Source organism: Pantoea sp. ME81 (genome assembly GCF_903970985.1).
Lineage (GTDB): Bacteria > Pseudomonadota > Gammaproteobacteria > Enterobacterales > Enterobacteriaceae > Pantoea > Pantoea communis.
Map to the genome: position 1 here is coordinate 21627 of NZ_CAJCKS010000009.1, position 25400 is coordinate 47026.

Genomic DNA, 25400 nt, shown 5'->3' on the forward strand with positions numbered 1-25400 from the left:
TTTAGCGGCGCCATGACAATTTAACGCCGACGGTCATAATGAGATGTGGTGGCAATGTGTTGTTTTTTCACCACCCTAACGCGTTCGTCATACTATTTTAGCTACGATGATGGCCATTGATGAAGAAAAATGGCTGATAAGCGTTGAAACTAGCGATTTTCCTGCAAAAAGACAAGTTATCACAGGCGTACTAAGCGTGATCATCATTAGATATCTGGTTCGGGAAACGCTCAAAAGCCAGCTGGCTATCCTGTTCATCCTGCTACTGATCTTCTTTTGCCAGAAGTTAGTCAGGATTTTGGGTGCAGCGGTGGATGGCGAGATCCCAACAAATCTGGTTCTGACATTGTTAGGACTTGGCGTGCCTGAAATGGCACAACTTATCCTGCCCCTAAGCTTGTTTCTGGCGATTTTAATGACCCTTGGGCGGCTGTACACCGAAAGTGAGATCACGGTGATGCATGCCTGCGGCCTGGGGAAAAGCGTGCTGGTCAAGGCCGCGATGATCCTGATGCTGCTGACTTCAGCGGTCGCAGCGGTCAACGTCCTTTGGTTAGGACCATGGTCATCGCGTTACCAGGATGAAGTCACACAAAATGCCAAAGCCAACCCTGGCGCAGCGGCGCTGGCAGCGGGCCAGTTCCAGACCTCCAGCGACGGTAATACCGTGCTGTTTGTCGAGAACGTCAAAGGCAACACGTTTGGTAACGTGTTCCTGGCGCAGCTGCGTCCAAAAGGTAATGCGCGCCCATCCGTGGTGCTGGCTGACAGCGGTCATATGGAGCAGCGCAAAGACGGCTCACAAGTGGTGACGCTGGATAAAGGCACGCGCTTCGAGGGCACTGCGATGCTGCGCGATTTCCGCATCACCGACTTCACCAACTACCAGGCGCTGGTGGGCTATAAAGAAGCCACGCTCGATCCGAATGATGCCGATCAGGCGAGCATTAGCACGCTGTACCAAAACAAAACGCCGCAGTTCCAGGCCGAGTTCCACTGGCGTCTAACGCTGGTGTTTGCGGTGCTGGTGATGGCGTTGATGGTGGTGCCACTCAGCGTGGTCAACCCTCGTCAGGGGCGTGTGCTGTCAATGCTGCCTGCGATGCTGCTGTATCTGATCTTCTTCCTGCTGCAGAGTTCGTTACGTTCTAACGCAGCGAAAGGCAAGTTCGATCCCGCGATTTGGATGTGGGTAGTGAACCTGGCTTATCTGGCGCTGGCCGTGATGTTGAACCTGTGGGATACGGTACCGATGCGACGCATTCGTGGTCGCTTTAGTCGTGGAGGATCGCAGTAATGTTTAAGGTCCTTGACCGCTATATCGGTAAAACCATTTTCAACACCATCATGCTGACGTTGTTCATGCTGGTGTCGCTATCGGGCATCATCAAATTTGTCGATCAGCTACGTAAAACCGGGCAGGGCGCTTACACCGCGCTCGACGCCGGTTACTACACGCTGCTCAGCGTACCGAAAGATATTGAGATCTTCTTCCCGATGGCCGCACTCTTGGGGGCATTGTTGGGCTTAGGAACGCTAGCGCAGCGCAGCGAGCTGGTGGTGATGCAGGCATCGGGCTTTACCCGTATGCAGGTGGCGCTGGCGGTGATGAAAACCGCGATTCCGCTGGTGCTGTTGACCATGGCTATCGGCGAATTTGTGGCACCGCAGGGCGAGCAGATGGCGCGTAACTACCGTGCGCAGCAGCTGTACGGTGGCTCGCTGATGTCGACGCAGAATGGGCTGTGGGCGAAAGACGGCCATGACTTTATCTACATCGAACGCATCAAAGGCGACAGCGAGATTGATGGCGTCAGCATTTACACCTTCACCGATCAGCGTCGTCTGCTCAGCGTGCGTTATGCCGCCAGTGCGACCTGGAACAAGGACAAGAAGTTGTGGCAGCTGTCGCAGGTAGATGAGTCCAACCTGAGTGATGCGAAACAGATTACCGGTTCGCAAAGTCTGGGTGGGGAGTGGAAAACCAACCTGACGCCTGACAAACTCGGCGTGGTGGCGCTGGATCCGGATGCGCTGTCCATTAGCGGTCTGTACAACTACAGCAAATACCTTAAGCAGAGTGGCCAGGTGTCAGGGCGTTATCTGCTGAACATGTGGGGTAAAATCTTCCAGCCGCTATCCGTGGCGGTGATGATGCTGATGGCGCTGTCGTTTATCTTTGGTCCGCTGCGTAGCGTGTCGATGGGCGTGCGCGTGGTGACGGGTATCAGCTTCGGCTTCCTGTTCTACGTGCTGGATCAGATCTTCGGTCCGTTAAGTCTGGTGTATGGCATCCCGCCGATTCTGGGGGCGCTATTGCCGAGCGCCGCGTTCTTTGCCATCAGCTTGTATCTGTTGATGAAGCGCAGTTGATAGCTCAGCTATAACCTGTCGCTATAACGAAAATCTAAAAAGCCGCCGATGTCATGGCGGCTTTTTTGTCACTTCAAGGTATGAATCCAGGCCGGCAACTGCGATAGCAAATACAGCACCAACCCAATGGTGCCGCCGACCAGCGTGCCGTTAATGCGGATAAACTGCAGATCGCGGCCAATGTTAAGCTCGATCTGTTGCGACATCTCCCGCGCATCCCAGCTCTTCACGGTATCGCTGATGTGGCGCGTCAGGAACTCTGCAAACTCCGGCGCGATACTGCGAGCGGCATCTTCCAGATGCTGATTCATTGAGGTACGCAGCGCTTCATCCGCCGCCAGCGTTTCGCCAAACCACAGCGCCGCGAGACGCACACGCTCCTGCACGCGGGAATCTTCACTGTTGAGATCGGCCTTCAACCAGCTACGCAGATCCTGCCATAGTTCGCCGATATAGCGATTCAGTGATTCATCCTCTTTCAGCCAGCTTTTGATCACCTCGGCACGTTCGGCCATTTCGGGATCGGTTTTTAGCTTCTCAATTAGCCGCTGAACTGCGCGGTCAAATCCCAGACGCAGCTCGTGGCCCTGATTGATTGCCACTTCATCGAGAATCGAATCGACGGCGTTGGCCACGACATCAGCACTGCGCTCACCCAGCCATTCCGTTGGCAACATTTTGGCTTTAATGGGATGTTCCCGCTTCAGCCAGCGCACGATCTGCGTTGCGATAAACTCACGCGTGCCGGGCTTGTGCAGCAGTCGTAGCAATTGTTGTACCGCGGCATCCAGCAGTTCCTGATGACGATTGTTTTTGGTCAAGCTATCCAGTAACAACGCGCTGGATTGGGTGAGATCGACCTTATCCAATGCACGATGCACGGCCCGCCGCAGGAAGCGCTGGATGCGTTCATCATCCGTGAGATCAAGGAAGCCGCGCATCACCTGCAACAGATGGCGACCGATACGATCGGCATTGCCCGGCGTGTTAAGCCACTGCGCCAGCATCTGCGAAGGATCGTGACGGCGAATCAGCGCCAGCAACGAATCAGTATCGAGAAATTTCTCCTGCACAAAGCGGCCAAGATTCTCCCCGATGCGATCCTTATTGCGTGGAATAATCGCCGTATGACGTGAAATGAAGGGCACCGGCACGCGGCGAAACAGTGCCACCACCGCGAACCAGTCGGCCAGCGCACCGACCATCGCCGCTTCAGCAATGGCCTTGAGACCAAGCACCCAAAAATTGGGTGGCAGAAACAGCGTCACGACAAAAGTCGCTGCGGCAACCAACAGCAATGCGAGCGCCAGACGCTTGCTCCGTTTGAGTTGTTGATATTTATCCATATAACGATCTTAGCAGACCACACCTTAGGGTGGCGGTGCGAATCATTGCACCCATTCAATCAGCGTCATTAATGTCGCGGCGCGCAGGTGTCACTGCAGCGTTGCTGATGCCCGCGCCATACATAGCGCCGCGGAGGAAGATAAATATTTTCAGTGTGTTATCGACGACGGCCGCCCATCAAACTTCCCAGCACGCCACGAATGATTTGGTTGGTGACCTGGCGCGCCGCGCTTTTTGCCACGCTCTGCACCACGCCATCGCGCTTGCCGCCGCGCGGGCCGGTGGTGCCGAATAAAATGTCCTTTAGTCCCCCGAGAATGCCGTCATCGACCTCGACATTATTGCCTTTGGCTTCTGGTGCATTGGCCTGCTGCGGGGCGGCCTGCACGCCTTTTTGCAGCATCTCAAACGCGGATTCGCGATCCACTTCGGTGTCGTATTTGCCGTACAGCGGGGAGTTATTGATTAAGCCATTACGTTCATCCTGCGTCACCGGCCCCATGCGTGAACCGGGTGCAATCACCATCGCACGTTGCACCATCGACGGGCTGCCTTTTTCATCGAGGAAGGAGATCAATGCTTCGCCGGTGCCCAGCGCCTGAATGGCTTCCACGGTATCGAACGCCGGATTGGCGCGCATGGTTTCGGCGGCGCTTTTCACCGCTTTTTGATCTTTCGGCGTGAAGGCGCGCAGGGCGTGTTGCACGCGATTGCCTAGCTGACCGAGCACGTTATCAGGGATATCCGACGGATTCTGCGTGACGAAATAGACGCCAATGCCTTTGGATCGAATCAGACGGATCACTTGCTCCACTTTCTCCAGCAGTACCGGCGGCGCATCGGTAAACAACAGGTGTGCCTCATCAAAGAAGAACACCATTTTCGGTTTATCAAGGTCGCCCGCTTCGGGCAACTGCTCGTACAGCTCCGCCAGCAGCCACAGCAAGCTGGTGGCATAGAGTTTCGGCATTTGATACAGCTTCTCGGCGGAAAGGATGTTGATGAAACCTTTGCCTTCGTTGTCACAGCGCATCCAGTCACGGATATCCAGCATCGGCTCGCCGAAGAAGTGTTCAGCGCCTTGCTGTTCCAGCGCCAGTAAGCCACGCTGAATCGCTCCCACGGAAGCGCTGTTGATGTTGCCGTACTGCGTCTGGAAAGATTTAGCGTTATCGCCGATGTATTGCGTCATGGCGCGCAGATCTTTGAAATCCAGCAGCAACAACCCTTGATCGTCGGCGATGCGGAAGATGATTTGCAGCACGCCCGATTGCACCTCATTGAGGTTGAGCAAGCGCGCCAGCAACAGCGGGCCAAGGTCGGAAACTGTGGCACGCACCGGATGGCCTTTCTCGGCAAAAATATCCCACACCATCACCGGATTTTTCTGTGCCTGCCAGTCGGTCACGCCAATCTTTTCCAACCGCGCCAGTAACTTTTCCGAGCCTTCACCGGCGGTCGCCACGCCAGTGAGATCGCCCTTGACGTCGGCCATAAACACCGGCACGCCGATATTGGAGAAGGACTCGGCGATTTTTTGCAGCGTCACGGTTTTACCGGTGCCGGTGGCACCAGTGATTAAGCCGTGGCGGTTCGCCATATTGGAAAGCAGGGATAACTGGATGTCAGGCGTTTGAGCAATCAGCAACGGGGTGGTCATATTTTTTCACTCGCAGGCAACAGGTTATGCCAGAAAGAATAGCAAGCGATGCGAGGGGAAGGATGAAGATTGTACTGAAAGTGTTGATGGGGGGAAGCCATTCCCCCCATCAACAGGATCTACTGCTTCTGCACCACATCAAAGAACAGCAAGCTCACCCCAATTCCTTGCTGCACATGATTGACGTTGTTACGCACCGCGACCTGCTGCGCGCCCTGCAGCATCACCACAAACGGAGAGTTCTGCTGCACGGTGTTTTGCAGGTCGGTGTAAAGCGCACGGCGTTTGGCGGCATCACTTTCGCCTGCTGCGGCACGTGTTTTGGCGCTGAGTTCCGGAATCTCCCAGCCGACACGCCACGCCAATGTTTTCGAGCCGCCCGGCACGTTGTAAGCAAAGGCGCTGGCATTGGTATTCGGGTCAACGTAATCCGCGCCCCAGTAGATAAAGATCGACTGGAAATCGCGGCCGCGCATCTTGCTCCACAGCTCGGATTCCGCCACCGGCTGCAGCTCAATCTGTACATCCGCTTTGGCAAAGCTGGCCTGCAGCGCCTGCGCGACATCAATGTACGGCGGCTGATTGATCACCGTCAGCGCAAATTTGCTGCCCGGTTTGATGCCCCCTTTGGCCAAAATCGCCTTTGCTTTCACCACATCGTAGTGGAACGGTTGGTCCTCCAGCGCGCCGTCAAAGCCCTGCGGCAGGAAGCTTTGATGAATGCGGTACTGACCTTTCAGCAAATCTTGTGAGATGGACTGGTAATCCACCAACCAGCGCGCCGCTTCCCATAGGGCCGGATTACCCAGTGTGGGCTGCGCCTGGTTCTGCGTATTGAAGCCCAGGTAATACACCAGGCTCGAAGGGAATGACGCAATGTGCAGGTGCTTATCGCTCTTTAGCGCATCGATTTGATCGGGGCCGAGTTGATAAGCGACATCGACATCGCCTTGCTGAATCAACAGGCGACGCGCACCGGCATCGGCTACGCCTTTCAGCAAAATACGCTTCAGGTGTGGCTGCGGATTGGCTTGTGGGTTGGCGCTCAGCACCAGCGCCTGCTGTGGCACATACTGCTGAATCGTAAACGCGCCGCTGCCTGCGGTGTTAGTGTGCAGCCAGCCATTGCCGAAATCGTTATTCACCGCATGCTGTTGCACGGTTTTGCTGTCCACCACCGAGGCTACCGGTGCGGTGAGCAGGCGCAGCGCCAAATCCTGACCTATCTGCGCGGGCCATTGAATCTCCAGCTGGTGATCATTCAGCACCTTAAACTGGCTGGCGATGTTCTCGTTGGTCCAGCCAAATTCGGCGAGAATAAAAGAGGGTGCTTTGTTCAACTGCACGGCACGCGTCAGTGAGAAAATCACATCCTGCGGCGTCACCGCATTGCCGCTGGAGAAGCGGGCACCTGGTTTAAGGTTAAATACCAGGCTGTGCGGCGTACTGCCACTTTGCCAGGAAGTCGCCAGCAGCGGTGCCAGTTTCTGTGGCGTATTGCGGTCGGCTTGCACCAGCGTCTGATAAATGTTGCGTTGTACGCTGTTGCTGACCGTTTCAAAGCTTTCAGCGGGGTCGAAGCTGATGATGCCATCCAGCGGTACGGCAACCACCAGCGTGTCTTTCGGTGTCGCAGCCTGCAAGGCGAATGCACTACTCCATAAAGTGACCAACAAAATCAATGCACGCATTTATTGTTTTCCTGAGTGATAGATAAATTGACTCTATCGCTGCTGCCGCTCAGGCAAAATGCCGGTTTGTTCTGAGCTGTGCCGGAAATTAACAAATGATAACATTCGGCGATTATTTCACTTATTTTGTGCGCCGCCTGTCATTTCCAGGAAATAGATCGTTCATGTACTGGTCAATTAAGTAAATAAGATGTTATTAATGAGAATAATTCTCTTGTATGGAAGTATGATTTATTTTTATCGATTGAATTGTGCGATTATTTCCTTGCGCGATCAATTTTGGTCATTTGCCCATCCTGAATTGCTAAAAACACAGCAATTGTACGGTTAAAAGTCCAATTCACCTTCCGAAAGCCCTTTACCTGCCCTTAACCTAAATTCAACATCATGATGGTTTCTCATCAAAACATATTCGAACATTGATTCTTACATTCAGAAATATCTATATCCCTAAGATTGCCAGGTTATTTACCGATTTATAAAGCCATTAACAAAAATAATTATCTTTCTTAGCAAGTGAGAGTCGTCGCGCCATGCTTCTAAATAAACCGACCACCAGACGTAAGTTTTTGCTTGGGTCGTTATTGGCTTTGCCATTAAGCGACCTGGTATTTAAGGGATTAACTGCGGCGCAAGCTGCGGAAATGGCAGCACCGGAACTCGCCGATTACAAACCGATCTTTTTCAGCGCTCAGGAGTGGCAGTTTATTTTGGCCGCGACCGATCGTCTGATTCCTGCCGGTGGTAAGGGCAAAGCGCCAGGTGCACTGGAAACCAACGTGCCGATCTTTATCGATCAGCAACTCCATAGCCCTGAGTTCGGCGGCGAAATTTACATGCAGGGTCCGTTCGACGTGCACGCGCCAGCCACCATGGGTTATCAGATCCCTTACACCCCGCAAGAGCTGTATCGCACAGGCATCAAGCTGGTGGAACAGTGGACGCAGAGCACCTACAAAAAATCCTTCCATGAACTGACGCTGGAAGAGAAAGACGCGGTGCTGACCAAGGTCAATAAAAATGACGGTATCGATTTCCCGGCAATGGGTGAACCGAACCTGAAAGCCTCGCAGTTCTTTGGTCAGTTGCTGGCAGATACCAAACACGGCTACCTCGCCGATCCGATGTACGGCGGCAATAAGGGCATGAAAGCCTGGATTGCGATTGGCTTCCCAGGCGCACGCGCCAGCTTCACCGAATGGGTGAAGCAGCACAACGTGCCGTACCCGCTGGGACCGGTCAGCCTCTTGGGTGAGCGCGCATAAGCCGACACCCCCGTATTTGGTATGTGAGACAGGATTAACATGGCACAGATTACAAAGAAAGAAGTCGACGTCGTCGTTTGCGGCCTCGGCTGGGCCGGCTCGTTGATGAGTATCGAACTGGCATTGGCCGGGCTGGAAGTGCGCGCGTTAGAGCGCGGCGGCGAGCGTGACTACCCGGATTTTGCTTACCCGAAACCGGCTGATGAATACGCCTATAACGTGCGTAACAAAGTGTTCGCCACCCCAAAAGAAGTGGCGGTCACCGTCCGTTACAACATGAGCCAGACGGCACTGCCGACGCGTAAATGGGGCGCGTTCGCTCCGGGTACCGGTGTCGGCGGCGCAGGTATGCACTGGACGGCGGTACTGATTCGTCCAACCCCAACCGATATCAAACTGAAGACTTACGTCGATCAGGCTTACAAGCCGGGCGTGCTGCAGGACGATATGCGCGTGATGGACTTCCCGTTCACCTGGGAAGAGATCGAGCCGTATTACTATAAGTTTGAGCTGATTTGCGGTCAGTCGGGTAATACCGGCAACCTGCGTGGTCAGATTCTGGAAGGCGGTGACCCGTTCGAAGGCCCACGCTCAGAACCGTATCCGCTGCCTGCGCTGGAAGACACGCTGAACAACGTGATGTTTAAAGAAGCGGCGACCAAGCTGGGTTATCACCCGTTCCCGAACCCGTCGGCTTGTGTGTCTCGCGCGTGGAAAAACCCGTACGGCAACCAGATCGCGCCGTGTAACTATTGCGGTTACTGCTCGAAATATCCGTGCCTGAACTACTCCAAAGCCTCACCGCAAACCGCCGTGATGGATGCGCTGAAGCGTATGCCTAACTTCTCTTACGAAGTGCATGCGGAAGTGTACAAAGTGGTGCTGCACGACGATGGTAAAACCGCGAAGGGCGTTCTCTACTTCGATGCAGACGGCAATGAAGTGTTCCAGCCAGCCAAAATCGTCGTGCTGTCCAGCTTCCAGCTTTACAACGTGCGTCTGATGCTGCTGTCCGGTATCGGCAAACCGTACAACCCGATCACTGAAGAAGGTGTGGTAGGTCGTAACTATGCGTTCCTGTCCAACGGTGGCGCAACCCTGTTCTTCAAAGATAAGAACTTCAACTCCTACGCCACCGCAGGCGCCACCGGCCAGATGTTCAACGACATCTCACCAGGCAACTTCGATGGCCCAGGCCTCGGCTTCCTCGGCGGCGCGAAGATCCACAGCTCGCAAGCCACCGGTACGCCAATGGCCGCTGCGCTGCCAAAAGGCACGCCAGCCTGGGGCATGGGTTACAAAGAGGGTCTGGAAGAGTGGTACAACCATTCCATGAAGATCAGCATCACGACAACTTGCCAGTCGTATCGCGATATCTATCTGGATCTGGATCCGCACTACACCGACCATCGCGGTCAGCCGCTGCTGCGTATGACGTTCAACTGGAAAGAGAACGAACTTAAGCTGCAGCAGCATTTGAAAGGCATCGTTGGCGATATCGCCAAAGAGCTGAACCCAGACAGCATGAGCATGAGCTTCCTGCCGATGGGCGCGGACTTTGACCTCACTAAATACGTCTCCACGCACAACGTGGGCGGCGCGGTGATGGGCGATAACCCAAGAACTTCTGCGCTGAACAAGTACCTGCAGAGCTGGGATGTGCATAACGTGTTTGTACCGGGCGGTAACGCCTTCCCGCAAAACTTCCAGGCGAACCCGACCGATACCATCGGTGCGATTACCCTGATGGCGGCGCAGGCGATCAAAGAACACTATCTGAAAAACCCAGGTCCATTGGTACAGGCATAAGCACATGAAATTAAAATCATTGTTAATCGCTAACGCCGTGCTGCTGGGAAGCTTTGCGGTACAGGCTCATGCGGAAGATGAAGCCGCGCTGATCAAGCAGGGTGAATATCTGTCTCGTCTTGGCGACTGTATGGCGTGCCATACCGTGTCGGGCAAAGCGGATTATGCGGGTGGTCTGGCGATTGAGTCGAATCTCGGCACCATCTTCTCCACCAACATCACGCCGGACAAAGAGCACGGCATCGGCAACTACAGCGAGCAGCAGTTCTCTGATGCGGTGCGCAGAGGTGTGCTGCCGGATGGTTCACGCCTTTACCCGGCCATGCCATATCCGGATTACGCCAAAATCAGTGATGAAGACATGCACGCGCTGTATGTCTACTTCATGAAGGGCGTGAAGCCGAGCAGTGAGCAGCCGGAAGAGACCAAACTGAGCTTCCCGTTCAGCCAGCGCTGGGGCATGCGCTTCTGGAACTGGGCATTCACTTCTGACAAGCCGTTCCAGCCGATTGGCGGCGCATCTGAAGAAGTGAATCGCGGTGCTTACATCGTGGAAAGCCTCGGTCACTGTGGTTCGTGCCATACGCCACGCGGTCTCGGTATGAACGAGAAAGCGCTGGACAGCGGTGACGACAAGTTCCTCGCCGGTGGCATCCTGAACAACTGGGATGTGCCGTCGCTGCGTGGCTTACCGCGCTGGAGCGAGCAGGAGATCGTCGATTACCTGCAAACCGGTCGTAACGATAAAGCGGCGGTAGGCGGTGAGATGAAGTCAGTGATTGAGCATTCCAGCTCGCACATGACCGATGCCGACCTGAAAGCGATAGCGTCGTACCTGAAGTTTATCGGGGGCAACCCGCCGCTGCAGGCGTACAACGTGCAGAAGCAGCAGGCGACAGAAGCCAAACTGACCGCAGCGAAAAACCTGACGGAAGGTGAGCGTCTGTACATCGATAACTGCGGTGCCTGTCACTTCGTGACCGGTAAAGGCGCGCCAGGGATCTTCCCGGAGCTGGATCAGGCCACCATTGTGAATGCCAACGATCCTACCGGCTTGATCCACACCATTCTCGCCGGTGCGCAGCAGCCATCGACCGAGAAGGCGCCGTCAACCCTCGCGATGCCGGGCTTTGGCAAGCGTTTGACGGATGATGAAGTGGCGCAGCTGGCGACCTTTATCCGTCAGGGCTGGAGTAACAATGCCCCAGCCGTGACCAAAGATCAGGTTGCGGATGTGCGCAAGACGTTGAAAGCAGAGTAAATCGGGTGCGGCCTTCGGGCCGCACTCTCTTCAATGGAAAGTCCGTACCACTTCTAAAACGCCGTTAATCAAAAACTGTACGCCCATACACACCAGCAAAAAGCCCATCAACCGCGAAATTGCCTCAATCCCGCCTTTACCGACCAGCTTCATGATGGCGCCCGAACTGCGCAGCGAAATCCACAAAATCACAGCGACCGACAAGAAGGTCAGCACCGGCGCCACGTTCACCACCCAGTTAGGAAAATCGACACCCGCTTTTACGGTGGAAGCCGAACTGATGATCATCGCAATAGTGCCCGGGCCTGCCGTACTGGGCATCGCCAGCGGCACGAAGGCGATATTTACCGATTCACGATTCGCATCGGTGGCGTCGATTTCATCCTGTTTATGCCGGGCTTCAACGGAGTGGCCGACGGGTTTCGCCGGAAACAGCATGCGAAAACCGATAAAGGCGACGATCAATCCTCCTGCCATACGCAGACCAGGGATCGAGATGCCGAAGGTGTGCAGCACAGCATTCCCGGCGTACCACGCCACCATCATAATCAGGAACACGTAAATCGAAGCCTGCATGGCCTGGCGATTGCGTTCCTGGAAATTCATGTCTCCCGCAAGACCGAGAAACAGCGCCACCGTGGTCAGCGGGTTGGCCAGCGGCAACAGCACCACCAATCCCAGCCCGATGGCTTTAAACAGTTCCAGCATGGTTTTCCCCGAGTTTCAATGACACCGCGACACACCGTAGAGGCGCGTCGCGGCACAATTTAGCGCACGTATGCAAAATGCATCAATGTTTTGGCGTTTCTAACGCTTCCAGCAACTCCGGGAAGAAATCTTCCAGCAGTTCGGGCGTCATCAGCTCAGGGTAGCTTATCAGGTGTTCGCGAATGCGTTCATTGACGTCGGGCAGCAAACGCTCTGCGGCTTGGTTGGCGGTGATTTTCTTCTGCTTCATCAAACGCAGTACGTCATCCGGCAGGTTGTCTTCATCTTCGACTTCATCCACGCCTTCCAGATCGTCCAGCTCATCCAGCATATCCATCAAGGCTTCGATCTGCGGAGTGCGGGACTGATATTCAGACGGGTTTTCGTTTTCCAGATAGCGCAGCAGGGCACGGACAGGCGAACCATCGGGTTCTGCGGGAGGCTCGCTGGCAAACCAGTTCAGGAGATCATGCTGCGTCACCTGATGGACGTGATAGCCGTTATCGACCAGCTCATCGGCGAGGATGTCGGCAGTATCGTGCTCAATCAGGCAAATGTGGGTGCGATTAGGCGTGAACTGCTCCAGCCACTGGTAGATCTCTTCAATTACGCTGTCATCGTAGCTGAAGTGGTGGCTGAGATAGCTGTCATCCTGCTGGTGAACGCTGATGTGAATCAGGTCGGGATCGAAGTAAATCGCAATATTGATGCCTTTCATGCGCGCTGTCCTGTGTGGTGCAAAATCTCACTATAGCGTCAGGCAGCGCAGATGAACATGACATCGCCAGCAGCACGCGCTACTGGCGGTAAAAATTAACGCAAATCAGCACGATCCAGCCCGTAAGCACTGTCCAGAGCACCCGGTGCCATCTGCGACAAAATCATCAGGCGGTTCCAGGTATTGATGGCAGCAATCTTAAAGGTCAGCTCACTGATTTCGCCTTCAGAGAAGTGTTCACGCACTTCACCGTACAGCGCTTCATCCACGCCGTGTTCACCAATGCGGGTCAGCGCTTCGGTCAGAGCAAAAGCGACTTTCTCACGTGCGCTGAACAGCGGAGATTCACGCCAGATAGAAACGTGGTGCAGACGCAGTTCACGCTCGCCATCAATTTTCGCCTGCTTCACATGCATATCGAGGCAGAAGGCACAGTGATTGAGCTGCGAAGCACGGATATCGATCAAGTGTTTCAGTGACTTCTCCAGCGCGGTATTCGCCACGGTGTTAGAGAAATCAGACATGGATTTGGCCAGTGCTGGCGCGGTTTTAAAATGGTTAACGCGTGAAGTCATGATATTTTCCTCATTCAAAATAAGCGGTCAATAGCTTGCAGAGCCTGGGGTAATGCGGTGTCGCGGCTGACGGGATCGTGCGTACCGTCCACGCGGATAAATTCCACATCGGTGATGCCGATGTATTCGAGTGCCACGCGGATGTAAGGCGTGAACTGGTCATCCTGCACAAACGGGCCGTGGGCAAACACGCTGCCGCTGGCGACCACGCTGTACACCTTCTTGCCGCTCACCAGACCGACTTTGGTGCCTTCCGGGGTAAAGGCGAAGGTGCGTCCGGCGCGGGTGATATGGTCGAACCAGGCTTTCAGCACCGACGGCAAACCGAGGTTCCACATCGGCGACGAGATAACCAGGGTGTCGCAGGCGAACAGCTGATCCACCATTTTTTCGGAAGTCTGAATGGCAGCACGCTGTGCATCGTTACGATCCTCCGGGCGGGTAAAGAACGCGCCAATGGTGAAGGCATCCAGATGTGGCAACGGATGCTGCGCCAGATCCAGTACCGTCTCATCGAGATCGCTATGCTGGGCGCGAAGCTTCTCCACCAAACGCGCCGAGGCGTTACGTGAGGCCGATCCGGCCAGATCCGGGCTGACCTGAATATGCAGCAGTTTCATGATTTTTCCTTAACGAGATAGCGCGTTGAATGGGTGCATCTTAAACTTCTATGTCTGAGGGAAAAGGGTCAAAATGGTTTAAAACAGGTAGGACATTAGGCATCGCACTTATTGCGACATTGGAATGAGCGAGAGATAAACGTGGGCTACAAAGAAATCTACATTCGTTATCGCCAGCAGATTCTGGAAGGGCGCTTAAAGCCGGGCGATCGGGTGCCCGCGATCCGCGTGTTAGCCAGTGAGCTCCAGGTTGCGCGTAAAACCGTGGAGGCCGCCTATGAGATCCTCATTGGAGAGGGATACTTTGTCAGCCAGGGCGCGAAGGGAACACGCGTGAACCCTGCACTGAATCTTGGCGAAGCCGCCGTGGTCAACACGGCGCCACCTTCCACACCGCTTGAACATCCGGTGATTGAAAGCAAAGGCGAGCTGCGGCTGGGTATTCCGGCACTGGATGAGTTCCCGCACAAGAAGTGGCTGCTGATCTCCGGAAAGGCGGCGCGAACGTTGCGGCCCGATGAAATGATCATGCCCGCCATCATGGGCTACCAGCCATTGCGTGAGGCGATTGCCAGCTATCTCAATATTTCGCGCGGGCTCAACTGCCAGCCGGAGCAGATTTTTATCACCACCGGTTATCGCGCCAACCTGCGCCTCATCCTGGCCGTGCTGGCCCATCCTCACGACAAAGTGCTGTTTGAAGATCCGGGCTATTTCTTTGGGCAGAAACTGTTAAAGCGTATCGCACCGAACCTGCACTATGTACCGGTGGATCGTGAAGGTCTCGACGTGGATTTCCTGCAGCGTTATCACTCAGACGCACGCTTCGCGGTCGTCACGCCAACCCATCAGAGCCCGCTGGCGGTGACGTTATCATTACCCCGCAAGCATCAATTGCTGGAGTGGGCGCAGCAGAATAGCAGCTGGATCATTGAGGATGATTACGATGGCGAGTTTCACTACACGCGCAAAGTGATTCCCGCGCTGAAGAGCCTGGATGTGCACGATCGGGTGATCTACACCGGCACCTTCAGTAAAACCATGATGCCTGCGATGCGCGTGGGTTATCTGGTGATGCCGCAACAGACCATCGAACGCTTCCGCGAGCTGGGTGAAATCCTCGAAACCGGTATGCCGTTGCTACCGCAGAAAATCCTCGCACAATTCCTCAGTGATGGACACTTCTATCGCCATATCAAGAAGATGCGGATTCTCTACCAGCAGCGCCGCCGCATGATGCTGGATGCGCTACAGCACTGTTTCCCGCAGCTGTTTGACTTTGAACTCACTGATGGTGGCATGCATATCGTGGCCTTCCTGCGGCGAGGTATTCAGGATGTGGCACTGGCGGAGATTTGGCAGCGTCATCAGTTGCGGGTGTTACCGCTTTCTGGCTGGTATACACAAACCCAAAAACGCTACGGGCTGGTGATTGGCTACACCAATATTCAATCATTTGAACAGGCGGTGGATGTGCTGGGCAGGGTGGTAGAAGAAACTAAAGGGGTGATGAGTTGATGAGTTGATGGATTAATGGCCCTAGCGGCGCAATTTATTGCGCTCCCCATCAATAGTAAATAAGACGCGAGGGACAGCTCGCGCCTTATTCATGGTTACTTCACCCACTATCATTCCGGATGCAGAACGGCGGCTATCGAGAGACGCCCGATGCACTTACTCACTAAGCGATGCGGGGGAACGAAAGCCGCCAACGCACCTGCAACCCGAAGTAGGGCGTGAATTACATGCCGATATATTTCTTACCTTGTTTCAGCACCACGTCACAGGCCTTGGTCTTCACTTTCTCACCCATCGGCGAGTTGCTCAGACTCTGCAGATTCAGCTGCTGACCGTTGCCGGTGTTCAGCAAGCCTTGCAGACCCTGCTGATAATCGGTTTTCTGCTCTTGCGCGGCGGGGCTGCTCAGGCCAAGCTTGCTCAGTACCTGATCCTTCACCGATGCCACATTGTTATCCACCACGTTGTGCTGCACGCAGTAGGACATCACGCCTGCGGCGTTGGTCATGCTGTTGGAGCTAACCGCTTTGTCACCACCATTCAGTAAACCGCTCAGCGAAGAGAGCGACAGACCGCCGTTCTGCGTGTTGCTGGCGGTAGAGCCGCTGTTTTGCTGAGACAGTTGCGATGCCGCGCTGCTCAACTGATCCTGCCAACTCGCCGCCGATGCACTGCCTGCTGTCAGTGCTGCCGCGATACCCAATCCCAAAATGATGCGTTGTGTTGCTTTGTTCATCTCAACCTCTTTGTTTTATACATCTGACGCTGTCAGTTTTGGTTAAGAGAGGCGTAAGCACGGAAAGTTCCGAAGTGGCGGGAGTTTGGGAATGTTCTGGAATCTGCACAGGAAAGCGCCGAAAGGGCACTTGTGCTGCCGTGTTTGCCCCTCAGAACCTGCGAAGTGCTGGTTTTTTCAACGCTTAGCGCAAAGCGCTGTCGATTAGTGTTGCGCACTCTGTTTGTAACGGTATAATCGCCAACGTTTTCCGCATCCTCTTCAGTGCCGAAGTGGCGAAATCGGTAGACGCAGTTGATTCAAAATCAACCGTAGAGATACATGTCGGTTCGAGTCCGACCTTCGGCACCATCGATTGATGCAAAATTAAGTCGCTTACGAGCGGCTTTTTTTTGCCTGAAATTCAGAGAATGTTCCTGCTCTCTGCTAGAAAATTCTATCTCTCTTGCATGTAAGAAATGATCTAAAGTTTCACCGGAAATTGCCGCTGTGGTTAGTCGTGACAGTTCAGGGAATACTATCCATTGCGGCATGTAGTTTACAGCTTCAAACACGTACAGTTTCTTAAATTGAAATGCTGTGACGTTGCCCACGCCTTTAAACCATCCCAAAGCTTTCATTCGTTCCACACTTTGCGCTGTGTTCCGTAATGTCATGGTTTCAGCCACCGGACTACAACGGCTACTTGAAAAGAGAATTAGTGAAAGCAGAACACAGATGGCGCCTACGGCGCTGATCGGTTAATACCCATCACGGCGCATTAGGTTCTCTATGCCTTGATTTCGGCTGACTAAGTTTTAAGATGTTTCCTAAATCGACTAACTGTTAAGGAAGCGAAATGAAAAAAATCATGGTAGGAGCAGCTTTTCTTCTTATGCCTTTGTTAGCTCACGCTGGCGGTGCTGGTTACGGAAATACCAAATGGGATATGAGACCGTCCGAAGTTGTCGCGGCACAAGGAAATGGGGCACACTTGATTGCGCCTGAAAAATACAAAGGAAGTGTTGGTAAGGTTCGAATCGACAAGGTAGATATTGGAAGTGGGCTTTATAACGTTAACTTCCTTTTTGATGATTCAGATCGTTTAGTGCAGACGAATGTAACCAGTGTTGAACAGATGAATGAAGGGATCATTGTTCGTCAGTTTAACACCTTGAACCAATTGTTAACTCAGAAGTATGGCAAACCTGAATTTGCTAATGCAGACAGTGTTACTTGGAAGCTTCCTTCAACCACTGTTGAGCTAAGCAAGATGATCATCTCTGGGATTATGGCACAAACTGTAATCCGTTACATTCCAACCAGCAGAGTTACACATGATACATCCAATCTTTAAGTTAACTCGAAATATTAAACGATTTGTCGTTTAAGTTAGCAGTATAGTTATGCTTGTCTGTAATTATGATGATATTCTCAAAGGATAGGGGCGTATGTCAGATAGCTATATAGGATTAATTGGGGCAGTAGTTGGAGCAGTTATTACAGGGGGCTTCACTTTCTTCACTGACTGGCTTAAGAATAGAAATAAGAACAAAAAAGGCCTCGAAGTTCTAGCTCTTAAGCTTACATATAAATTAGAGCTTTATGCAGCACAGTGTCTTGATTGTTATAAAGATGATGGTGAAGAAGTCTGTGAAGACCAAGATGGCGTTTGTTATGGGGGAAGTTTTAAAGGTTACGAGATTGATTTCCCCGATTTTACTCTTGGTAACCTGGATGATATCGATTGGAAGCTCCTTCCAGTTAAGTTAATGCATGAAATCTTCATTCTTCCAGCCTCAGTCAGCAATGCAAAAGTGCGGGTTTTAAAAGAACTTGAAGAATATTTAACTCATGATAATAGTGATTACCCTACAACACTAAGAGCAAAGCAACTAATTGACGTGGCTTTAAAATTCTATGTAATATCATATGAGCTACGTAAGGTTTCAGGCCTACCATTGCCTAATGATTCAATTGTAATCGATACCCTTAACAAAAATAAAATAAAAATCGATGGGCATTATGATCGATTGTTTATTAAAAAGGAGTAATCATGTCAGGTTTTTTAGCAAGCACAGCCGCGGCAGTTGGGATAATTGATAAGGCAGTAGGGATAGCAAAAAAACTTTCTGATGATGGAGCTGAGCTCGATAAAGCCACCCTAAAATTGGAATTGGCAAATCTAATGGGTGAGTTGGCAAGCGTAAAGTTAGAGGTGATCAGCACACAGGCACTTTTATTCGATGCGGAAACTAAGAATAAAGATCTTGAGAAAAAATTGAATGAGAAGAAGTCGTTTTCGTTTCATGACGGGCTTTATTGGAAAGATGGTGATAAAGTTGCATTTTGCCCGAAGTGTTATGAAGGTAATCAAAAATCGGTGCATATGCGTTTAGATTTTACACAAGCAGAGCCCGAGTATGGAATTAGCTTACGCCGTTATTGGTATTGTTATCACTGTCATTTTGAGCATAACTTAACTTCTGAGTAAGTATTTTACAAAACAGAATATAATTTACTTTATTATCCGTTACGAATGTCATAGCCGCCTTGCAGTTCTGACTAGTTGTAATCTCATAATGCGGATTATGTTATGCCCTGTGTAAATGCATAGGGCAGTTTTGCCATTCTCCACACGCTCAACGTCAGTTAACGTGACCTGCACTGCTGACGCTTTAGTCGCTATTAGGCACGATAGAAGGACGGATGTTAGCTATGTTCTTAAAGTTGGCGTCAGTGCTGACAAATGAGCGACCTAGCCACGGTAAAGCGTTAGTGCAGTTGCTCCTTTTGAAAATATTTCCCGCCTCTCTTGCCAGTCGCCATAACCCATCCTATAGATCCTAATAAGATTGGAACTGAATGTAATCAGTTAGGATTATATTTGAGAGCTTGCGCTAAACTTGGTACATGACCAAAGTTGAAACAGTGATAGATACCCGCCTGACTGCTTTGCCTGCACTGTTCCAACGTGGCATAGCTGGATTGGCACATAAAATTATCTTTCATCAATTCAAACATGAACCTTTCCCTTTCTCAGTCATCAATCGAAAAAGGTTAGATCCTCGTATCTGCGCTCTGCACTCAACTCTGACTTTCATCACAATGAATTTTTCTGACGGACAGGTAATCGTCAATAATGAAGATTGCTACGGGGCATTGAAGATCATTTGTTATGGGTTTATGCGGGAAATGCAAACTTTTCTCATTGAGCCTGCTGACTTTGCATTCGTTGAAATTTTCACTGCGCCCATGATAAAGCTTCACTTTCCTGAGTTATTTAATTGATTCAGACGGTACAACGAACCCCACACACCTGGTAAACGAAATCCAATAGTTCTTTCTTCCCTGTTTCAACATCATCAAAGATTTTCGAGTGGTAGATCTCATTAGTTCCCGCGAACAAATGGCGGTACTCTGGCTTAACCTCAACCGAGGTTGCCCGTTTTAGGGTATCGGGAGAACATCGGATCCTATAACCCCCTCCGTACTTCTGAAGCATATGTACACCAGTAGAGCTGTTCCCTTTCCTCAATAAGCTGACCATATATCTCCAACGAGGGGGGCAATTAAGCCCCCCTAAAAGATTAATGTAAGAAACGGTCAAATAACCATTTAATTAAGCCACTTAACGCCACCTTGCATACCCAAACCAGAGGGATTAAGTAGGGCTTAGGCTTGCCGTTTCGGTCATAGAAGACTGATTTTGATCGCATAGGTTTTCCTTTTAGCGACTTTACAGTGAACCGAAACTGCCACTACAATAACGTTGTTAGATCGTCAGTAGGGCAGTTCGGAAACGGATAACGCTTTTACTGCTAAACACCTTTGGTGTGGGGAAAAGGCTGGAAGCATTGCAGTGCTTTCCAGCTTTTTTCTGTCCATAAATCTCCTCAGATTGCATTCACATTTAGAAATCATTATCCACGTTGTTGAATTCCCATATTCATGGCACAGCCCATCGTCAGTTATGCACAAGCCGCTCGTTATGAGTAAGCCTGAGGATAATCTCTATATATAGGGGGTGCGGGAAGTATGAACAACAATATAGTGAGTATTTTAGTCAGCATTCAGATCATCACAAGAGTTGATTTTCGCGATAAAATCCGTCATAGGGGGTAGCGAAATTCCTGGATCCCCATTCCGTAAGGCTTGCCACTAGTGTCAACTGCCTACTACATTTTTTTCACTTTTTGATCGAGCGCGTGTTTATTGCTCAAAGGTTCTCATCGCGGAAATTTCTTAAGTAAAAAAGGCCCTTACAAGGCCGCCATTAGGGAACATATCTAAAATTACTGATGAATTTTTTTTGGGTTTCGCCAGGCTAGAAGTGAGTGACGTTCAATGTTTACTTTTAGGCTGATGCCTTGACGTGTTTTTCTAAATAATTGCTCGTTAGGTAAGGCATCTTCAAGCAAACGATACTGACCGGCCCCGGTTCGTCTGGCGAATCAATCCCAAACAAATCAATAAGCATCTTTAAAATTGCGATGGATACAGCCAAAAGTCCACGAAGTAAAACAGGACCGAAAGAGGCGAGAAATAGATTTTAAAACTGAATTTTTCTGGACTGAGAAAGCAGCGACCCCCTTACGGGGGTCTCAGCTACCTTGAGGCAGGTCAGGACACTTTATCGTCATGGACGAACCTGTTACCAGGAAGTGGGATGCGATTTTGTTGCCAAAATCCCTGTAACCATCCGAAGTTCAAATAATACCCGGCAAGCCTTAGATTTGCAATTGCAGGGCAGATACAACAGTGCTTTGACCTCACACTTATGGATGAAGAGACCACGAGAATCTCATCCCACCTTCTCAGATGATTTTACTCAGACAGTTAGCATCGATTTCACCGCACCCAATACCCCACCGTCACCTGATTACTCAACACCGTTACCGCTGGCGCTATCGTGCCGCGCACCGCTGAAAAATACTCAAACCATAACGGTCCGCCAGCCGGAAAGCCGTGCGGCAGTGCCATCTCTCCGCGCAATCCCGGCAGCCTCACGCAGCGACCGCCACCGCAGACCTGCACCTGAAACCCCATTGGTACGGGCCCATCGACAGCGATGCGCCATGCCAGATGCCTGGCCATCGCGCCCGCAGGAAGCGGTACGGCGGGTTGTACCGGACGGCTTTTAAACACTTGTTTACCCTGAGTGATCACGCCGCCAAAGCTCTGGCTGCTCCATGAACCTTCTGCAGCCAGCGCCAGCGGCGAGAATAATAGCAGCCCAACCCACATCCAACTCCGCATCAGCTTTTCCCCCCAATCAGCCACGTCATCCGCACGTTGCGCTGGCTGCTGATCTCCTGGCTTGAGAGCACCGCCATCTGCGGGAACATGCGGCGCAGATAGCGCGACAGCATCAGGCGCAGCGCCGGATTCACCAGCAGCACCGGCGGCGCACCTAATCCTTCCTGATGCATCAGCGCTTGTTCGGTCTGCTTCATCAGGCTCTCGGCAATGCCCGGCTCAATGGCGCTGCCGCTTTGCGTGGCCTGTACCAGCAGCTGTTCCAGTGACACATCCAGCCCAATGACCTGAATGTCCTCCTCGCCGGGGAACCACTGCTGTGTAATGGCGCGCGCCAGACGTGCTCGCACGCGGGCAGTAAGTTCATCGGCATCGCTGCTGGCCGTGGCAAACTCCGCCAGCGTATCGATAATGGTGCGCATATCGCGGATCGGCACGCGCTCTGCCAACAGGTTCTGCAACACCTTGTGCAGCAAGGTCAGGCTGATGACGGCGGGGATCAGATCCTCTACCAGTTTCGGAGCATGTTTGCTGAGCTGGTCCAGCAACTGCTGCGCTTCCTGACGGCCAAATAGCTCTTCGGTATGGGTCGAGATCAGATGATTAAGATGGGTGGCGACCACGGAACTCGGGTCGACCACGGTATAGCCCAGCGTTTGCGCCAGTTCGCGCTGCACCTCGTCGATCCATAACGCGGGCAATCCAAAGGTGGGCTCGATGCACGGCGTGCCGGGAATCTCACCTTCGGCGCAGCCGGGATCGATCGCCATCCAGCGGTCGGGCTGGATCTCGCCGTGGCCGATCTCAACGCCTTTGAGCAAAATGCGATAGCGAGTTGGCGGCAAATCAAGGTTGTCACGGATATGCACTGCAGGGGGTAAGAAGCCCATCTGCTGGGCGAATTTTTTGCGGATACCGCGCACGCGCGTCAGCAACTGGCCTTGCTGCTCATGATCGACCATCGGGATCAGGCGATAACCGACTTCCAGTCCAAGCTCATCTTCCAGCTGAACATCAGCCCAGCTCGCTTCGTTGACCTGCGCAGCCTCGCTCTCTGCCCGCGTCACGGGCGAAGCACCGGCTGCCGGTTGCTGCAGGGCGCGGCCGCGCAGCCACCAGGCTAATCCGAGCAACAGGGCGGTAAACAGCAGGAAAACGATGTTCGGCATGCCGGGAATCAACCCGAGCAAGCCAATCACCACGGCGGCTAGCGTCAGCACGCGCGGAGAGGTAAACAGCTGGCCCACCATCTGCTCGCCCACATCCTGATCGTTGACCACGCGCGTGACGACCACGCCCGCTGCGGTGGAGATCACCAGCCCTGGAATCTGTGCCACCAGGCCATCGCCAATGGTCAACAGCGTGTAAGTCTCACCCGCCACGCCCATGGTCATGTCATGCTGCATCACGCCGATGATCAAGCCGCCAATAATGTTGATCGCCATGATCATCAGTCCGGCAATCGCATCGCCGCGCACAAATTTACTGGCACCGTCCATCGATCCATAAAAGTCCGCTTCCTGCGTCACCTCTTTGCGGCGGCGTTTGGCTTCCTCTTCGCCGATCAAACCGGCGTTGAGATCGGCGTCGATCGCCATCTGCTTGCCGGGCATGCCATCCAGCGTGAAACGCGCGCCGACTTCAGCGATACGTCCCGCACCTTTGGTAATCACCATAAAGTTGATAATAATCAATATGATAAAAACGATAATGCCAATGGCGAAATTGCCGCCCACCAGGAAATGACCAAAGGCTTCCACCACCTGGCCGGCCGCATCTGAGCCGGTGTGGCCTTGCATCAGAATCACGCGCGTCGAGGCGACATTCAGCGCCAGGCGCAGCAGGGTGGAGAACAGCAGCACGGTGGGAAACGCCGAGAACTCCAGCGTCTTCTGCGTAAACATCGCCACCAGCAGGATCATGATCGACAGTACGATATTGAAGGTAAACAGCAGATCCAGCACGAAGGTCGGCAGCGGCAGGATCATCATCGCGAGGATGGTCATGATCAACACCGGCCCGGCCAGCACCTGCCATTGCGTCTCTTTCAGGGTCGGCAAACGTAATTTTGTGGCGATATTAGCCATCACTCTCACTCTCTTGGGCAAAATCCAGTTTTTCCGGGACCGGCAAATTCATCGGGCGTGACGGTGGGTTGCCGTAGCCTTTGCGCCAGCGGCGCAGGCCGTAAACCCACGCCAGCACTTCCGCCACGGCGTTATACAGTTCGGTTGGCACGGGGGCGCCGGTCTCGCAATGGCGATACAAGGCGCGTGCCAGCGGTGGAGCATCCAGCATCGGGATGCGGTTCTCAGCGGCGAGTTCGCGGATGCGCAGGGCAATCAGGCCGCTGCCTTTCGCCACCACCACCGGCGCGCCCATGCTGCCTTCCTGATATTTGAGCGCCACCGAGTAGTGCGTTGGGTTATTCACCACCACATCGGCGTCAGGCACGGCAGCCATTTGTCGTTGCTGCGCCATCTGGCGCTGCAACTGGCGAATACGGCCTTTCAGCAGCGGATCGCCTTCCTGTTTTTTGAACTCATCTTTCACGTCCTGACGGCTCATACGCAGCTTTTTCCAGTTGCTCCACAGCTGATACACCACATCGAAAATCACCATCGGGATCAGCGACAGGATGATGATCAGCATGCACAGCATCAGTAACTGGCTGATATCGTTAAGCGCCATGTTGAGGGGTTCAAACATCAACGCGATCAACTGGCTTTTATTCAGCATCAGGAACAGACCGCCGCCGGTCGCTGCCAGTAACACTTTGAGAATCGCTTTCACCATCTCGGACAGCATCTGTGAAGAGAACAGGCGTTTGAGGCCCGACAGCGGGTTGAGCTTTTTGGGATTGAACTTGATCGCCTTGCCGCTCAGGTTGAGGCCACCGATGATCGCCGGCGCCGTCAGCGCGGTGAGATACAACCCGCCGACCAGCGGCAACAGCGCCAGCATAGCGATCCCCAGTAAGGATGCGGCCTGATCCAGCATATGCTGCGGATCGCGCACCAGCAGGCGATCAAACGCCAGTCCGTTGTGCATCAACTGCTGCAGCTTTCGCGCCAGCTGACTGCCACCGATCGCCATCAATCCCCAACCCACCAGCAACATGGCCAGCGTGGTCAGTTCGCGCGATCGCGGAACCTGTCCCTCTTCCCGTGACTTTTTAATGCGTTCGGGTGTGGGATCCTCGGTCTTCTCGTTGTCGCTCTCTTCAGCCATGACGCATCAGAAACCCAGCGAGTCCAGCAGATCATCCACCTGCTCTTGTGAAGCGGCGATCCCCTGAGCGTGGGGATTAACTTGCGGGCCGTTCTTCAACTGCACTTCGCTCGGATCCTCAGGCGCATCACGATCGCCCATGTTCTCGACCAGCACGCTGATCAGCTCGCGCTCCACGGTATCGATCACCTGCATCAGGCTGTTCAGCACCTGGCCGGTGAGATCCTGAAAATCCTGCGCCATCATGATCTCGGTGAGTTCGTCATTGGTCTGTTGGGTTAAATCAGGCACCCTTTGCAGATAAGCGCGGGTGTCGTGCACCAGCCCGCGCGCCTGAGCCAGCGGTTGCGGATCGGCAAACCAGCGATCCCAGCGATCGCTCAGTGCGCTGGCGTCATCGCTCAAAGCCAGCTGTAGCGGGCGCGCGGCCTCGACGCTGGTCAGGGCGCGATCGGCCGCCTGCGAGGTTTTACTCACCACGTAACGCAGGCGGTCACGCGTATTGGGAAATGCATCGGCCACCTCAAAGATGGTCTGCTCCAGACCCAGATTAGCCATGCTGTTACGCAGCAGGCGTGTGAGATGCCCGATACGTATAAACAGATCTTTCGGGTTTTCACTCGGCATATCCGTGGGTGAGTTCATGCTGA

The 25400-nt window shown here is 53.1% G+C and carries 22 protein-coding genes and 1 tRNA gene; 11 read left to right on the forward strand and 12 right to left on the reverse strand.

Going from position 1 to position 25400, the window contains the following annotated elements; all coding sequences use genetic code 11:
- Positions 1-196 precede the first annotated feature (196 nt).
- Both lptF and lptG read left to right on the forward strand, forming a co-directional pair.
- Positions 197-1297: an LPS export ABC transporter permease LptF gene (gene lptF, locus H7A81_RS03070; protein WP_034826453.1), complete on the forward strand. Its 1101-nt coding sequence runs from the start codon at positions 197-199 to the stop codon at positions 1295-1297.
- Positions 1297-2373 carry an LPS export ABC transporter permease LptG gene (lptG, locus tag H7A81_RS03075; protein WP_160868502.1) on the forward strand — a complete coding sequence of 359 codons (1077 nt, stop codon included), beginning with the start codon at positions 1297-1299 and terminating at the stop codon, positions 2371-2373. The genes lptF and lptG overlap by 1 nt, the downstream gene beginning before the upstream one ends.
- A 68-nt stretch (positions 2374-2441) precedes the next feature.
- On the opposite strand, the gene H7A81_RS03080 is transcribed toward lptG, so the two are convergent.
- The 3 genes from H7A81_RS03080 to H7A81_RS03090 all read right to left on the reverse strand — a co-directional run bounded on the left by H7A81_RS03080 (position 2442) and on the right by H7A81_RS03090 (position 7071).
- The gene (locus H7A81_RS03080) at positions 2442-3719 is read right to left on the reverse strand and encodes a DUF445 domain-containing protein (protein WP_182056687.1); all 1278 of its coding nucleotides are present in this window, start codon (positions 3717-3719) and stop codon (positions 2442-2444) included.
- Between the two features lie 158 nt (positions 3720-3877).
- Positions 3878-5380, reverse strand: coding sequence for a helicase HerA-like C-terminal domain-containing protein (locus H7A81_RS03085; RefSeq protein WP_160868509.1), 1503 nt, complete (start codon positions 5378-5380; stop codon positions 3878-3880).
- A 119-nt stretch (positions 5381-5499) separates the two neighbouring features.
- Positions 5500-7071, reverse strand: coding sequence for an ABC transporter substrate-binding protein (locus H7A81_RS03090; RefSeq protein ID WP_182056688.1), 1572 nt, complete (start codon positions 7069-7071; stop codon positions 5500-5502).
- A gap of 533 nt (positions 7072-7604) precedes the next feature.
- Here H7A81_RS03090 and H7A81_RS03095 point away from each other — a divergent pair.
- The 3 genes from H7A81_RS03095 to H7A81_RS03105 are packed head-to-tail and all read left to right on the forward strand — an operon-like array spanning position 7605 to position 11406.
- The gene (locus H7A81_RS03095) at positions 7605-8336 is read left to right on the forward strand and encodes a gluconate 2-dehydrogenase subunit 3 family protein (RefSeq protein WP_038649342.1); all 732 of its coding nucleotides are present in this window, start codon (positions 7605-7607) and stop codon (positions 8334-8336) included.
- A 39-nt stretch (positions 8337-8375) separates the two neighbouring features.
- The gene (locus H7A81_RS03100) at positions 8376-10145 is read left to right on the forward strand and encodes a GMC family oxidoreductase (RefSeq protein ID WP_160868511.1); all 1770 of its coding nucleotides are present in this window, start codon (positions 8376-8378) and stop codon (positions 10143-10145) included.
- A gap of 4 nt (positions 10146-10149) precedes the next feature.
- The gene (locus tag H7A81_RS03105) at positions 10150-11406 is read left to right on the forward strand and encodes a cytochrome c (RefSeq protein ID WP_182056689.1); all 1257 of its coding nucleotides are present in this window, start codon (positions 10150-10152) and stop codon (positions 11404-11406) included.
- 30 nt (positions 11407-11436) lie between these two features.
- On the opposite strand, the gene H7A81_RS03110 is transcribed toward H7A81_RS03105, so the two are convergent.
- The 4 genes from H7A81_RS03110 to H7A81_RS03125 all read right to left on the reverse strand — a co-directional run bounded on the left by H7A81_RS03110 (position 11437) and on the right by H7A81_RS03125 (position 14027).
- Positions 11437-12114 (reverse strand): MarC family NAAT transporter, encoded by a 678-nt coding sequence (locus tag H7A81_RS03110; RefSeq protein ID WP_034826427.1) that lies wholly within the window; start codon positions 12112-12114, stop codon positions 11437-11439.
- Between the two features lie 82 nt (positions 12115-12196).
- Positions 12197-12832: a hypothetical protein gene (locus H7A81_RS03115; RefSeq protein WP_034826425.1), complete on the reverse strand. Its 636-nt coding sequence runs from the start codon at positions 12830-12832 to the stop codon at positions 12197-12199.
- Positions 12833-12927: 95 nt separating this feature from the next.
- Complete coding sequence (locus H7A81_RS03120; RefSeq protein ID WP_034826422.1) at positions 12928-13407, reverse strand: carboxymuconolactone decarboxylase family protein; 480 nt, start codon at positions 13405-13407, stop codon at positions 12928-12930.
- Positions 13408-13421: 14 nt separating this feature from the next.
- Positions 13422-14027, reverse strand: a complete 606-nt coding sequence (locus H7A81_RS03125) for an FMN-dependent NADH-azoreductase (RefSeq protein WP_182056690.1) — start codon at positions 14025-14027, stop codon at positions 13422-13424.
- 141 nt (positions 14028-14168) lie between these two features.
- Between H7A81_RS03125 and H7A81_RS03130 the strand changes: the two genes are divergently transcribed.
- Complete coding sequence (locus H7A81_RS03130; RefSeq protein ID WP_182056691.1) at positions 14169-15545, forward strand: PLP-dependent aminotransferase family protein; 1377 nt, start codon at positions 14169-14171, stop codon at positions 15543-15545.
- A gap of 223 nt (positions 15546-15768) precedes the next feature.
- Here H7A81_RS03130 and H7A81_RS03135 read toward each other — a convergent pair whose 3' ends face one another.
- Entirely contained in the window at positions 15769-16281 is a 513-nt protein-coding gene (locus tag H7A81_RS03135; protein ID WP_182056692.1) for a DUF2501 domain-containing protein, read from the reverse strand.
- A 266-nt stretch (positions 16282-16547) separates the two neighbouring features.
- Between H7A81_RS03135 and H7A81_RS03140 the strand changes: the two genes are divergently transcribed.
- From H7A81_RS03140 to H7A81_RS03160, 5 genes are all read left to right on the forward strand, one after another.
- Positions 16548-16632, forward strand: a tRNA-Leu gene (locus tag H7A81_RS03140).
- Positions 16633-17119: 487 nt separating this feature from the next.
- Positions 17120-17617: a hypothetical protein gene (locus tag H7A81_RS03145; protein WP_182056693.1), complete on the forward strand. Its 498-nt coding sequence runs from the start codon at positions 17120-17122 to the stop codon at positions 17615-17617.
- Positions 17618-17711: 94 nt separating this feature from the next.
- Positions 17712-18314, forward strand: coding sequence for a hypothetical protein (locus tag H7A81_RS03150; RefSeq protein WP_182056694.1), 603 nt, complete (start codon positions 17712-17714; stop codon positions 18312-18314).
- Positions 18315-18316: 2 nt separating this feature from the next.
- Positions 18317-18754: a transposase gene (locus H7A81_RS03155; protein WP_255478878.1), complete on the forward strand. Its 438-nt coding sequence runs from the start codon at positions 18317-18319 to the stop codon at positions 18752-18754.
- Positions 18755-19173: 419 nt separating this feature from the next.
- Positions 19174-19551, forward strand: a complete 378-nt coding sequence (locus tag H7A81_RS03160; RefSeq protein ID WP_182056695.1) for a hypothetical protein — start codon at positions 19174-19176, stop codon at positions 19549-19551.
- A 1560-nt stretch (positions 19552-21111) separates the two neighbouring features.
- Here H7A81_RS03160 and H7A81_RS03165 read toward each other — a convergent pair.
- The 4 genes from H7A81_RS03165 to cheZ are packed head-to-tail and all read right to left on the reverse strand — an operon-like array spanning position 21112 to position 25395.
- Positions 21112-21519, reverse strand: a complete 408-nt coding sequence (locus tag H7A81_RS03165) for a flagellar protein FlhE (RefSeq protein WP_182056696.1) — start codon at positions 21517-21519, stop codon at positions 21112-21114.
- Entirely contained in the window at positions 21519-23606 is a 2088-nt protein-coding gene (flhA, locus tag H7A81_RS03170) for a flagellar biosynthesis protein FlhA (RefSeq protein ID WP_182056697.1), read from the reverse strand. The genes H7A81_RS03165 and flhA overlap by 1 nt, the downstream gene beginning before the upstream one ends.
- Positions 23599-24750 (reverse strand): flagellar biosynthesis protein FlhB, encoded by a 1152-nt coding sequence (gene flhB, locus H7A81_RS03175; protein ID WP_034826396.1) that lies wholly within the window; start codon positions 24748-24750, stop codon positions 23599-23601. Before flhB ends, flhA begins: the two co-directional genes overlap by 8 nt.
- A gap of 6 nt (positions 24751-24756) precedes the next feature.
- Positions 24757-25395: a protein phosphatase CheZ gene (gene cheZ / locus H7A81_RS03180; RefSeq protein WP_182056698.1), complete on the reverse strand. Its 639-nt coding sequence runs from the start codon at positions 25393-25395 to the stop codon at positions 24757-24759.
- Between the last annotated feature and the right edge of the window lie 5 nt (positions 25396-25400).